The organism is uncultured Campylobacter sp. (assembly GCF_937997405.1).
Classification (GTDB): domain Bacteria; phylum Campylobacterota; class Campylobacteria; order Campylobacterales; family Campylobacteraceae; genus Campylobacter_B.
This window is the reverse complement of sequence record NZ_CALKTL010000007.1, coordinates 1-12,921: the sequence shown is the minus strand read 5'-3', so window position 1 is coordinate 12,921 and position 12,921 is coordinate 1. Positions and strand designations below refer to the sequence as shown.

Annotated in this window: 15 protein-coding genes, 1 tRNA gene and 1 pseudogene; 15 read left to right on the top strand and 2 right to left on the bottom strand. The window is 42.0% G+C overall.

Annotated elements, in window-relative coordinates:
* The 14 genes and pseudogenes from Q0372_RS00425 to Q0372_RS00360 form a co-directional block, all read left to right on the top strand.
* Positions 1 to 399, top strand: a pseudogene (locus tag Q0372_RS00425) (hypothetical protein); the annotation flags it as partial.
* A gap of 78 nt (positions 400 to 477) precedes the next feature.
* A tRNA-Ala gene (locus Q0372_RS00420) sits at positions 478 to 553 on the top strand.
* Positions 554 to 767: 214 nt separating this feature from the next.
* A complete protein-coding gene (locus tag Q0372_RS00415) occupies positions 768 to 917 on the top strand; it encodes a hypothetical protein (RefSeq protein ID WP_298101324.1) in 150 nt (49 codons plus the stop codon).
* Between the two features lie 103 nt (positions 918 to 1,020).
* On the top strand, positions 1,021 to 1,386 hold the full coding sequence (gene imm40, locus Q0372_RS00410) for an Imm40 family immunity protein (protein ID WP_298101322.1): 366 nt from the start codon (positions 1,021 to 1,023) through the stop codon (positions 1,384 to 1,386).
* 122 nt (positions 1,387 to 1,508) lie between these two features.
* Positions 1,509 to 1,898: a hypothetical protein gene (locus Q0372_RS00405; protein WP_298101320.1), complete on the top strand. Its 390-nt coding sequence runs from the start codon at positions 1,509 to 1,511 to the stop codon at positions 1,896 to 1,898.
* The gene (locus tag Q0372_RS00400; protein ID WP_298101319.1) at positions 1,891 to 2,397 is read left to right on the top strand and encodes a hypothetical protein; all 507 of its coding nucleotides are present in this window, start codon (positions 1,891 to 1,893) and stop codon (positions 2,395 to 2,397) included. The genes Q0372_RS00405 and Q0372_RS00400 overlap by 8 nt, the downstream gene beginning before the upstream one ends.
* A gap of 23 nt (positions 2,398 to 2,420) precedes the next feature.
* Positions 2,421 to 2,609, top strand: coding sequence for a hypothetical protein (locus tag Q0372_RS00395; RefSeq protein ID WP_297942593.1), 189 nt, complete (start codon positions 2,421 to 2,423; stop codon positions 2,607 to 2,609).
* 48 nt (positions 2,610 to 2,657) lie between these two features.
* Positions 2,658 to 2,837 carry a hypothetical protein gene (locus tag Q0372_RS00390; protein ID WP_298101318.1) on the top strand — a complete coding sequence of 60 codons (180 nt, stop codon included), beginning with the start codon at positions 2,658 to 2,660 and terminating at the stop codon, positions 2,835 to 2,837.
* A gap of 235 nt (positions 2,838 to 3,072) precedes the next feature.
* Entirely contained in the window at positions 3,073 to 3,825 is a 753-nt protein-coding gene (locus tag Q0372_RS00385) for a hypothetical protein (RefSeq protein ID WP_298101315.1), read from the top strand.
* A 64-nt stretch (positions 3,826 to 3,889) separates the two neighbouring features.
* Positions 3,890 to 4,366 (top strand): hypothetical protein, encoded by a 477-nt coding sequence (locus Q0372_RS00380; protein ID WP_298101313.1) that lies wholly within the window; start codon positions 3,890 to 3,892, stop codon positions 4,364 to 4,366.
* Between the two features lie 19 nt (positions 4,367 to 4,385).
* Positions 4,386 to 4,922 (top strand): hypothetical protein, encoded by a 537-nt coding sequence (locus Q0372_RS00375; RefSeq protein WP_298101310.1) that lies wholly within the window; start codon positions 4,386 to 4,388, stop codon positions 4,920 to 4,922.
* A 2-nt stretch (positions 4,923 to 4,924) separates the two neighbouring features.
* The gene (locus Q0372_RS00370; RefSeq protein WP_298101308.1) at positions 4,925 to 5,551 is read left to right on the top strand and encodes a hypothetical protein; all 627 of its coding nucleotides are present in this window, start codon (positions 4,925 to 4,927) and stop codon (positions 5,549 to 5,551) included.
* 58 nt (positions 5,552 to 5,609) lie between these two features.
* Entirely contained in the window at positions 5,610 to 5,792 is a 183-nt protein-coding gene (locus Q0372_RS00365; protein ID WP_298101307.1) for a hypothetical protein, read from the top strand.
* 97 nt (positions 5,793 to 5,889) lie between these two features.
* Positions 5,890 to 6,804 carry a DUF3137 domain-containing protein gene (locus Q0372_RS00360; protein ID WP_295150294.1) on the top strand — a complete coding sequence of 305 codons (915 nt, stop codon included), beginning with the start codon at positions 5,890 to 5,892 and terminating at the stop codon, positions 6,802 to 6,804.
* Between the two features lie 233 nt (positions 6,805 to 7,037).
* On the opposite strand, the gene Q0372_RS00355 is transcribed toward Q0372_RS00360, so the two are convergent.
* On the bottom strand, positions 7,038 to 9,410 hold the full coding sequence (locus tag Q0372_RS00355) for a ribonucleoside-diphosphate reductase subunit alpha (protein WP_298101305.1): 2,373 nt from the start codon (positions 9,408 to 9,410) through the stop codon (positions 7,038 to 7,040).
* A gap of 384 nt (positions 9,411 to 9,794) precedes the next feature.
* A complete protein-coding gene (locus Q0372_RS00350; RefSeq protein ID WP_298101303.1) occupies positions 9,795 to 11,243 on the bottom strand; it encodes a DUF945 family protein in 1,449 nt (482 codons plus the stop codon).
* Between the two features lie 138 nt (positions 11,244 to 11,381).
* On the opposite strand from Q0372_RS00350, the gene Q0372_RS00345 reads away from it, so the two are divergent.
* Positions 11,382 to 12,921: CTP synthase (locus tag Q0372_RS00345; protein WP_298101301.1), on the top strand; the 1,540-nt coding region annotated here is incomplete at its 3' end.

The window sequence follows — 12,921 nt, the reverse complement described above, 5'->3', positions numbered from 1 at the left end:
CCGGCATTAACGGAAATCGTTAATATGCTAGCGGACCGTTGCAAAACCTTACGCGAAATGGCGCAGGCAAGCCGTTATTTCTTTGAAGAATTTGACACTTTCGATGAAGCTGCCGCGAAAAAACATTTCAAAGCCGGTTCCGTAGAAGCCCTAGAAAAAGTAAAAGAAAAACTAACCACACTTTCTGACTGGGATTTGCATTCCACCCATGAAGCCATTGAGCAAACCGCCACCGAATTGGAAGTTGGCATGGGAAAAGTAGGCATGCCGTTGCGTGTCGCCGTTACCGGTACGAGTCAATCGCCGTCCATGGACGTCACCCTCGTAGGCATCGGGCGTGAACGCGTATTAAATCGCATTCAACATGCCATTGATTTTATTCAGGCGCAAAACGCTTAATATTTAATCTGATAACATTGAATTGAAAATTTAATATTGACAGACAAAGAGGCGGAATTTATCATAGCCGCCACTTATGGGGATATAGCTCAGTTGGGAGAGCGCTTGAATGGCATTCAAGAGGTCGGCGGTTCGATCCCGCTTAACTCCACCATTTAAGCTACTTTTAATTTTCAATTACTTCTTTTAGATCTCTTTTACTTCCTTTAAATACGGATATTTAGAGCTCTTAGTAATTTTAATTATTTTTGTTTCTTTTTATGTTATAATTATTTTAAAATAATTCAGTTAGTTATTAGGTTAGTTAAAAACCTATTAGGTTTAGGTCGGTTTTACAGAAAGAGCGATAAACATCGTCCAAAAGCCCTTTGGCGCATATATCGCACAAAAAACCAAAAAACGGCATAAGCGAGAGCTATATCGCAAAAATCATTAAGATGAACGAAAAATATATACCTCCATCTTTTGACGAGCGCAATATAAAGACGATGAAATATAGCGATATTTTAGAATTTTGAACCAAAATAATCCGAGTTCTAGTCGTCTCGAAACGCTTCATCGCCTAATAAACGATATAGAAAAGTCTTTGCAATAAATTAAATTTTAATGAAAGGAGAGATTATGTCAGTTGAAGAAGATGGCGCGGCGTTTATAGATGAAGATTACGTAAATATCGTACTGCAAGATCTGCTGGAGCGCGGTATACGCTTAAGGGAGGAGTATGGAATTTATGGAATCGCTTGGAGATTTGATGATGTAATGGAGGTGCTAAAAATTACAAGAGATAAAGGTATGATTATCGTAGGAGGGGATGTATATCGCCTAAGCGGCAATGAGCCCATAATCACATACGATTGCTGGGGTATTAAATCGGAAGATGACAATGCATTTGAGGTGGCGATCCAATATATCACCAATTATCGCGCTAGAAACGGAGATGATTTTGCATATTGCCCAACTATTTGTCCTGGGCGGGTGTCCAAATGAAAATTTTAACTTCCAATGCAGAATATGCTGGTTTTGCTCATATTCTGATAAATATAAAATGTGTGTCAAACTGAATGACAATATGTGCGTAGATAGGATATAAAAGATTTTTAGGAGCGATCTTGAAAAGCAACAAAGTAATCCTAATCCTATCGATCGAAAGCGATAGGGATCTATCCGAAACAATAAGCAGCAGCGGCATATCTGCAACAAAAACCTGGCGCAGGGGAGATTTGAAACTAAAAGGCTCTATTTTAAAATACAGAAATTTTGGCTTTAGCATAGAGGAAAAATTTTATGATATACCTTCTGCGGGAGATCTAATTAAAAAATTCTTGGCAGATATAAATGTCGCGAGGAGTATAAAATTACAAAGCGTAAAAAAGCTGCTAAGAGTCGTGATTTACAGCCACGGTAACTTGCCGGGTCTATACTACGATACGGATTTGCTAAGGCTATTAGCGGGTAACGATATAAGTTTAGATAATGACGTGTATTTTTTAGATGAATAAATTTGAATTGCATACTAGAATAAAAGCGCTAAAGGCGCGGCTTAAACTGCAAAAGCCGGAAATTATAACAAATCCTGTACAAAAGGATGAGCTTGTCGAGCAAGATCTGTGCGGTAAAGATCTGTGCGATTTAGACCATAGCACGATCAAACTTTTATCGGGAGATTTGCAGGTTTTCAATGACTATACTTTTAGGTATTATATCCTGGATTTTATTGATTTTTACGAGCGCTTCGGCGATGAAGCGATTATAGAAGATATGTTTATTCAAGCATTTGCACCGCCTATGCGACGGGCGCGAGCGAAACAATTTAGCAGAGATGAGGTAAAAATAATCATAGATTTTTTACAAAAAAATTATGAAGATATTACAAGAATTACGCATTCCAAGAAATATAAAAAGTTAAAGCCCTACGAACAAGAAGAAATTTATATACCATTCAAACATTTTGAAAAAGAGATAAAAAGCGCTATAAAATTTTGGAGAAAAGTATTATGATGGAATTTTATAAGGATTGGCAAATGCGCTTAATAGAGACTGATTTGGGCAAATATGAGGAATATATCTATTTCTTTATAGAGAAAAACAGGGCGTATTTTAACGCCTATCAAGAGCAGATATTTTCAGAAGACGAATATAAGATAATTAGCAAATATTTTAAAGATGAAACACAAGAATACGCCGCAGCCTGGATGGAATTTGGCGAATAGCTATATCGAGCTTTATTAAAGTCATATTTTAAAACAATAAGGAGCTGTATGTCTAAACATGAATTTTTACTCAAAAAGATAAAAGAAAATATCTTCTCTAAAGAGTATTGCGTAGTAATTAGCGATGATCTGATACTTCATATTTCGTACTCTCTTGGGTGGGTGCAAACCACATGGAACGATGAGGCAAATTTGGAAAAAGGTCTAAATTACTATGGCTATAGCTAGATAGAAGATAAAGCTAAATTTAGAGATATAATATGCTCTTGGAGATCGCTTTTCTTGAGCGCGGATGAGCAGATTATTTTTGATAAAAACTGCGCGCTAAATAAATCCTCGGTTATCGAGCAATTAGACGGCCTATTGGAACTAATCGATTCGGCAATTAAAAACGATTTATATATTTTGCATTTAGGAATTTAGCGAGTATGCCGCGATTTAATAATAAAACAGAAGAAAGACCATGAAAAGAAATTATAAAAAGATAATACCGGTAAGAGGTAGAAGGAAATTTTCGATTAATAATTTTAGAGAAATTTTCGCGGAGGGCGATATACTGCAGATCGGTCAAAGGCGGTTTTTATTTTGTAGCTGGAATAATCTGCTACGTATAAACGGCGATAATTCGGGGGAGTTTATAGTATTGCCGCCCGAAGCTAATGCGAAAAATAATAATGGTCTGATTTCTAAAAAGTGGATATTGGAGAATTTAGATTTTGTATGTAATACCGAGCCGTCCGGAAATATAAGCATATTTTCTTATTACGATAGTTTTTTAGCCGAATACAAAAGGATAAATGACAAAATTCCCGCAAAATTTACTTATAAATTTTTAAAATTCAAAGACGATCTAAAAAATGGAGATATTATAGAATGTCATAAGGCTTTTCGTCCGTATGATCGAAAGATAAAATTTATCGTCGCAACCGATACGGAAGGATGCCCGAGACTACCCTATCTGGAGGGGTTTTATTCCGGTATGTTTGCGCCTATCGGATATGACGATAAAATGCGCTCGGATAAAGGACGGGAATATACTATAAGCTCGAGTTGGCTAATTAAGAACTGGGAAGCCGCCTTTGTCGGTAATTGCGATATAAGGCACACCTATGTAAATTTACAAAATCGAAAAGAGATTTTAAATTTTACCGATAAGCAGTTGGAAAATTTCATAAAAATAAAGCGAAAGAAATTAAAATTTAAATGGAAAAAGTAGATAAAGATTTTAAAGCGGGCTTGTATAGTATCACGCAGCAAAAGGTTTTTGAAAGGCGATGACAATGATAAAAAGCATTATAGACTCAACTAATTTCGATATAGAATTTAGAAAAATAAGTAGAAATAAAAGAGGCGTAGCCAGATCGAGAATAGATTTTGAAAATATCGATGTCGAGGCTAAAATAAGGCTAGTTATGTTTTTAATTTCAAAAGCAAGCCACTTAGATAGCGTAGTTTATAAAATTCTTTTTTGGGAAAGAGATGAGAAAATAGAAGAATATCTTCTTAAAAATATGAAGGGGCAATACATAAAAGCCAAGCCTTATAAAAACGGCGCCAGAGCGGGCGTTATCTTTATAGAAGAAAAGACGCTTGAGCCAAATTTTTTGAGATCCGTACTGCTGCGCCATTTTAATCTTGAGCTGGCAAAAGAGCCCTCTTTGAACATTAGAGTTCAGTTAGCCGTAAACAATAAAGAGAAATTTTCGATTTTATTTGATATATACGATGACCGAGGCTGCTATGCGTATTACTTTTAAAATTTTATAATGAAAATATTTGAGGAAAGAGGATATGGCAATTTGGCAATGTGAGTTTTTTATTCTACCTAAAAGCGATACATACGATCTGCAATACGACCGGCAATATGGCAATATAAAGCTCTTTGAAGACGATAAGTATTGGAAAAAAGCAAAGATCAAAAAAGAGATATTTTCTGAAATTTCGCACCTATTAAAGCCCGAAAAATCTTGGTCTAACGAAATCGATCTATACGGAAGCGAAAATGGCAACCGCTTAGAGGTACTTTTTGATGCTAATAATATAATAGAGTCCGTTACGTTTCGTATCGATTTTAGATCCAAATATAAGGCCGTATTAAGGGGCATAATATCATTGTGTGAGAAAAACGGTTTTTGCATTATAGACGGTAGTTTAAATAATTTAAAATTATCCTTTAGCGCTATAAAAGAGACAATCAACAAATCCAAAAATAAAGAATTTTTTACAGAACTTGTTAAAAATAATATAATAGGCGATAAAAACGAACCGCCTATTATAGAAGCGGTAGACGATTTAAAATTTAAGGATGATTAAAAATGATTGTAAAATGTATAAAAGAAGATAGGCATGAGTATCTGGGATTAAACAGAACCTATTTTGTTCATGGTATCCAATATGAAGAGGGACGGGTTTATTATTGTATATTACCGTTTGAAGATGATAGAGAATGGTATCGATTTAATAGCGAATATTTTCAAGTAATCGATGAAACGGTGCCTACAAATTGGAAATTTGGGATGCATAGGGGATTTTTTGAATGTTTTACCGCATCTTACGAAGAGCTCATAGCCGATGAAGATCATTATGAAAAGCTTTTTGATGGAGACCCAATAGAAGAGGAAATTTTTTGGAAGAGAAGAGCTGAGATGATCGATGACGTATATAATACGCATATCATCAAAGATTTTAACCGTTTCATATATGATCTAAGCTCTAACCTATCGGTGCAGATGAATATTGCAAATAAAGTACTGGATATAGAGATATCTGACACAAACACTGAGGCCAAACATCGCAAAATGAATATTTTAAAGGATGACGGATATAGCTGGTATTTGATCGAATCAGACGTAAGCACCTTTAAAGCCAATGCTACTAATGATTATTTAAGACCCGTATTAAAATATCTTAAATTGTGGCTAGGCAGAAAGAATTTTAGATAACCGGGCAGAAAGGTTTAATACGGCAAGCGCGATCGATAAAGAAATTTTTATAAAAATTTTGAATGAAGATATTAATGTATGGCGCCCGGTAAAGGCTGTTCAAATCGCGCAATATATTTTTAAAATTACTGATACGACGAAATTTGAATCCGAACTGGATGAAATTTTAGAATTCAAACAGGGCGATATTGTAAAATGTAGAGAAAAAGACGGCGATTTCTATGCTTTTGAGCTATTATAAAAACCCGCCTTATAAATAGCGACACGCTTATCATATGGCTTGATTTAATCCCATTTTTCGCTATAATGAGCGTCAAATTTCACTCACGGGGATAGCGATGAGCCTTGTTTCTTACGAATTAAAAAAGCAAAAACTAGATGGAGCGCGCAATGTGGCGCTTTGGAAGGCGCGTGGCAGCGTGGCGGCAGTAGTACTGGCGCTATTTATCGCTATGCGCAAGGATTTCGGAGATTTCTCGTTCCTATTTTTATTAGTGTTGCTGGCTCTTGCTTATCCTGCTTACAAATACCTAGCCGTGCGTATTTCGCGTAAATTTGAAGCGCTCAGTGAAGAGGCCTTCAAAAACGAATTTTTGCTTTGGATCGCAAAGGAGCTGCGTCTTACCTTTCAGCCTTTTGGCGCGTTTTTACTCGATGAAATTTACAAAAATCCGCTCCGTAAAGAGGCAAATCTATGCACTTGCAAGCACGCGATAGTGGGCAAGACGCCCGAATTTGGTATAAAAATCGGCGACATCTGCCTAAGCCGCGATTTCGATAAAAACAGAGAAAATCGGGTATTTGAGCTGGATAAAATTTTGCATCTTAAAAAAAAGGACGATACTGCGATTTTCGACGGACTTTTTGCAAAATTCGATTTTAGCGAGACTTTCGATAGTAAAATTTTAGTTGTGCCGCGCGGAGAATTTATATTCGGCGCATCGGATCTGAAGCTGCTCAAAGACAGCCCGCACCTAAGCGCGTCGTTTGACGTATATCTAAACAACCCCGCCGCCGCCGCATTTTTGCAAAACAAAAAAATTTTAGAAAATATGCAGACGATCACTCTAAATTTGTTCGGTAAAACCGAGCTTTATCTGGGCGAAAACAGCCTCGTAATCGGCGTTGAAAATAGCGAAATTTTCAAATCTGCGCCGAGCTCACAAAGCGCAAAACTGCTCGAAAGTCTAAACAAAATGATCGAGATCGCTAAAATTTTTGCCTATCTTAAAAAGCTCGGGCAGGTGGAATAATCTACGCTTTAAATTTGAGCGAGCGCCGTTGAAACAATTTAGTTCTTGCGAAGGCTGCGCTTTTTTGCTCGTCCGTCATTAAATCAAACTACTTCGAAAGGCAAAGAATCTTTAATAAGCGCTTTCGCTTTACTATCGACCCGAGCCGCTTAAATTTTACAAAAATTTTATAGCGGCTCTTAAAAATTTCAAAATTTTTCAAATTTTATATTCAACCATAGCGCCGCCGTATTTTACTGACACCCCTCACACTCGATCGAGCGATCCGCGACGTTGTTTAGCTTCTCGCTATCGGGGCTTTCGGAGCGCAGGTAGTAGGTCGATTTTAGCCCCAGCTGCCACGCAAGCGTGTAAATTTCGCTCAGATAGCCGCCGCTTGCCTTATCCAGGCTCATAAAAATATTTAGGCTCTGACCTTGATCGATCCATTTTTGGCGGATGGCGCCCGCTTTTACGAGTAGGCGCTGATCGAGCTCGTACGCAGGCACGTACGCCTGCCACGTTTTCGGGCTTAAATTCGGTACGACGACCGGGATCATGCCGCTTAGATTGTGCTCGAACCATTTGCGCTTATACACCGGCTCGATCGTCTGCGTGGTGCCTACGAGTATGCTGATGCTCGATGTCGGTGCGATCGCCATCAGGTAGCCGTTTCGCATGCCGTCGCGCTTTACTTTCTCGCGCAGCCCGTCCCAATCGCAGCTGCTCTGCTCAAAAAGCCCGCCGCGCTTAACTAGCGCTTTGGCGTTTTCGTTCGCCAAATCGATCGGAAAAATTCCTTCGCTCCACTTTGATCCCGCAAAATCAGGGTACCTGCCCTTTTCTACGGCTAAATTTGAACTTGCCTTGATCGCGTTAAAGCTCACGTTTTCCATTATCCTATCGATCAGCTCGAAGTGCTCGTAGCTACCCCACTTCACGCCGCGCTCGGCCAGCATCTGCGCCTCGCCCATCACGCCGAGCCCTATCGCGCGCGTTTTTAGATTGGTGTGTTTGACCTTGGCGTGCGGGTAAAAATTTAGATCGATGACGTTGTCGAGCATTCGCACGGCGATCGGCATCACGCGAGCTATCTCCTCGCGGCTATTGATTTTGCTTAAATTTACGCTTGCGAGGTTACAAACCGCCGTCGCGCCCTCGCTGCAGCCCTTTTCTACGATAAAAATTTCTTTGCCGCCCAGCGTGTCTAGCGCGGTGATCTTTTTCGCCTTTTTTACGATGCCCGCGTCGGTCGCCACATCTTCGTTTTCCTCAAACAGCCTCTCGCTGCCGTCAGCAAAAACGACTTTGATTTTGTAGTGGTTCGGCGCCGTGTTCTGAAAGATCTCGGTACATAAATTTGAGCTTCTGATTAAGCCTTGATGCGCGTTTGGATTGATTCGGTTGGCGTTATCTTTGAAGCACAAAAAGGGCATTCCGGTCTCAAAATAGCTCGTTAAAATTTTCTTCCAAAGCTCCTTTGCCAGGATGGTGGATTTTGAAATTTTATCATCGGCCTCGTACTGCTCGTAGCGCGCCTGAAATTCCGCGCCATATAGATCGCTCAGATCGCTTACTTCTGCAGGATCAAAGAGCGTCCACTTGCCGCCGCTTTGAAGTCTTTTCATAAACAGATCGTTTATCCACAGCGCGGGGAAAATTTCATGCGCGCGGCGCCTCTCCTCGCCCGAGTTTTTGCGCAGATCGAGGAAGTCGCTCACGTCCATATGCCACGGCTCGATATACACGGCGATAGCACCCTTGCGCGTGCCCAGCTGATCGACGGCGACTGCGATGTCGTTTGTGATCTTTAAAAATGGGATGATGCCGCCCGCGGCGTTTTTATGTCCGTCGATGCTGCCGCCCATCGCGCGCACCTTGCACCAGTCCCAGCCGATACCGCCGCCGAATTTGCTAAGTAACGCCATCTCCTTGTAGCTATCAAAGATCCCCTCGATATTATCGGGCGTGGAGCCCACGTAGCAGGAGCTTAGCTGATGGCGCGTCGTGCGGGCGTTTGAGAGCGTCGGGGTAGCCAGCATGACTTCAAATTTAGATATGAGATCGTAAAATTTCTTCGCCCAACTCTGGCAGTCAAGCTCATTTTGCGCGAGGAACATCGCGATCGCCATAAACATCTGCTGCGGAAGCTCGATCGGCGCGCCGCTTTTATCCTTGATGAGGTAGCGATCGTAAAGCGTCTTGATGCCTAAATAGTTAAACTGCAAATCGCGCTGCGGCTGCAGATAAGAATTTAGATCCTCCAGATCGTATTTTTCCTTTAAGCCAAGCATTATACGACCCGCCGCCTCGCCGCGAGCGAAGTAATCTTTTAGGCTGTTATAACCGCTAAAGCCCGTTACTTTATGATACAGATCGTATAAAAATAACCGTGCGGCGACGAAGGTCCAGTTCGGGCGGTCCACGTCGATCTTTTCGACCGCGGTTTTGATGAGGGTTTGTTGAATTTCCTCGGTGGTGATCATATCGCGAAACTGGATCTTTGCGTCCACCTCAAGCTCGCTAAGGCTTACGTTTTCTAGCCCCTCCACTGCCTCGCTCGTGTATTTTTTGATCTTGCTTACGTCAAGTTCCTCGGTTCTGCCGTTGCGTTTGATTACTTTCATATCGTTCCTTGAAATTTAAAAATGCAAATTTAGCGTTAGTTTCCCAATATAAAATACGTCGTCAAAAGAGGCGGCGTAATAAATGCCGCTCATAATCCGCCGTCTTTTAAATTTACGCTAGCTGCGCTGCAAAAGCGCGCATTATAGCCAAAATTGCTTAAGCCTATCTGTCATTGTAAGTATGAGATTTTGGCTTGTAAGTTTTAAAATTTAGCAAGGCATGCAGAAACGATGCGATAAAATTTGAGCGAAATTTTATGGCGCCGCTGCGGAATTCTGCAGGTAAAAATTTGCGCGGAGTTTTGCGAAATTCTGCGCCGAAAAAGTAAGAAACAAAAAAAGCTTTGCGAACAGGTTTAAAATTTGCCCGCAAAGCTTAAAAATTTAATTGTGCGGTAGCGGGATAGGCTTTCCGTTTAAGATCATAGAGTTGCTTGCCTTATCGAAGCTAAACTCCATCTTAACTCCATCTCCATCAGGCTTAAGAAACTGCGAGCCGTAAACTTCCGCCATCGGCGCAAAATCGCGCAAGCTGTCATAAGGCGATAAGAAGTCCGTAATGGTCGTATTTATCGTAGCTTTGCCGTCCAAGCTCATACGCTTAAAAAGCTGCGTCTCGTCGATGTAGCCGCCTAATAGCGCGCTTGCGTTAAAAGCAAATTTCTTGCCGAGGCTATTTTCAAACGAAAAATCATTCACGTTGATTTTCATATCATCTTTTAGCAGCTTCATAAAAAGCTCTTTATTTTCCGCTAATTTTTCGCCTTCTTGCGGATTTGAGATAACAGACAGATATTTTTCGAAAAGTGCGGCGCTAAAGCTGGTATCGACGCCTAAATGGATGTTTCGCACTAGCACATCGGCGATTTTTAGGCTTTGGGCTTTATCGCTTTCGTTGAAATTTAAAATTCCATCTTTTACGCGGTAGCTACCTTCCGTGCTCATATCCGTAACTACGACGAAGCGCTGTTTATCTACAGTTACGACGAGCTCTTTTGTGCTGCCTGCAAAATCTATGTCATTCAAAAAGAGCTTGGTTATATTATCGTCTAGATCTTGGATGCCGTTTTTAAAGTTTGCCTCATAGATAAGATCCTTCATATCAAGACCCGAATCCTTGCCGTCGTCTATAAAAATTTCACCGATTTTAAAACCCAAGGCTTTTATCGTTTTGCCGCTCATATCGCTCGTGCCATTTAGGCTAAGGCCTGCAAGACGTCCTATTCCGCCATCTTCGAGCACATTTATATCGGCTAGCTTTGCGCTAAATTTAACCTCTGTAGGTCCGTAGTTTAGATGCGTGCTAAGCGGCGCGTCAGTCTTAAACAGCTTCTTGCAAGGCTCCGCGTAATATGGCGTCTTAATCGTTAAAATTCCGTCGCTCTCAAATCCATCCGCAGCGTTTTTTACGCTATGCTTGATAGTGTAGTCATAGCGAAAAGCAAAATCTTCCGGGAAAATTTTAGCAGGATCTGGCTCGTCCGTATCGTTGCTATCTTGCGCGCCTGCTTTTTCCTTTAGCTTGCTAAAGCCTTCAGCAAGACTTTTTTGTAGTTTCTCTTTTTTTACTACGCCTTCGATAAAGCCGCTTGAGTTGCTATCTCCCGGATAAAATTTAGCGCTTTTAGTCTCGAAAATTTCGTTTCTAGCGATAAATTCCGCAATCTGCTGCTCAATTGCCGCGCTGGCACTCTTGCCGACCGCACCGTCAACCGTTTTGGTTATGCTATCGTTTACACTTTTAGCTACTCCCGTTTTAGCGTCCTTCGTCGCCACAAAAACGCCCACTATAAGCGCTACGATGAGCACTAAAGCCGCGATGATCTTTTTCATCATCTCTCCTTTAAATTTAAAATTTATTTGGGTGCGTATTTTGCCGTAAATTTCTAAAATTTTCAAATTCTAGCTTAGTGTGCTTTAACCTAAAAGAAGTTATAATCGCGGCATTAATATCAAAATTTAGGAAAACTTATGGCAAAACAAACGAAATATATTTTCGTCACCGGCGGAGTGCTCAGCTCGCTGGGTAAGGGCATTGCGGCGGCGTCGATCGCGACGCTTTTAAAGCACGCGGGGCAAAAGGTGCGCATCCTAAAGGCGGATCCTTATATCAACGTCGATCCGGGCACCATGAGCCCGCTGGAGCATGGAGAGGTTTTCGTAACCGACGATGGCGCGGAGACCGATCTGGATTTGGGGCATTATGAGCGGTTCTTGGATGAAAATTTAAGCCAAGACAACAACTTCACCACGGGCAAAGTTTACAGCTCCGTTATCGAAAAGGAGCGCAGGGGCGATTATCTGGGCAAGACGATCCAGGTGATCCCTCATATCGTAGGCGAGATCGTGCGCCGCATAAAAAAGGCGGGCGAGGGTAACGACGTGCTGATCGTCGAGATCGGAGGCACCGTGGGCGACATCGAGGGACTGCCCTTTTTAGAGGCGATCCGCGCAATGAGAGTGGAGCTTGGTAGGGTGAATACGATGAATATCCACCTCACGCTCGTGCCTTTCATCAAGGTCGCGGGCGAGCTCAAAACTAAGCCCACGCAGCACAGCGTAGGTGAGCTGCGCCGTATCGGTATTAGCCCCGATATGATAATCTGCCGCTCCGAAATGCCGCTAAATCGCGCGCTAAAAGATAAGATCGCGCTAAGCTGTGGCGTGGATAAAAACTGCGTCATCGAAAGCCCTGATAGCGCGAGTATCTATCAGATCCCGCTTGCATTTTTGAAGCAGGATATTTTAACGCCGATCGCGGAGACTCTAAACTTAAATAAGCTCGAAGTCGATATGAGCAACTGGGACAGCCTAGTTAAGCGCGTCATCGTGCCTACGAACGAAACCACGATCGCCTTTGTGGGCAAATATATCGATCTGAAAGAAAGCTACAAATCCCTCACCGAGGGGATCATCCACGCGGGCGCGACACTCGATACGCGGATAAATTTAAAATGGATCGACAGCGAAAAAATTGAAGCGAGCAATGTGGATGAAATTTTCCGCGACGTAAACGGAATTTTGGTCGCGGGCGGCTTCGGCTCGCGCGGAGTGGAGGGCAAAATTTTAGCCATAAACTACGCGCGAGTGCATAAGGTGCCGTTTTTGGGCATCTGCCTAGGGATGCAGCTTGCGATGGTGGAGTTTGCGCGCAATGTATTAAAACTGAAAAACGCTAACTCTGCGGAATTTGACCCGCAGACCGAAGATCCGGTGATCTACCTCATCGACAGCTTTATCGACGCAAGCGGCAAAAAGCAGATCCGCACGCATAAATCCCCTATGGGCGGCACTATGCGGCTGGGCGGCTACGATTGCGACGTCAAAAAGGGCTCGCTTTTGAGTAAAATTTACGGCGAGCAAAAAACCATTCGCGAGCGCCACCGCCACCGCTACGAAGCCAATCCGAAGTACCGCGCCGAGTTTGAAAAGCACGGTCTTATCGTCTGCGGCGAGAGCGACGGGCTTATCGAAGCGGTCGAGCTAAAAAACCATCCGTTTTTTCTGGGCG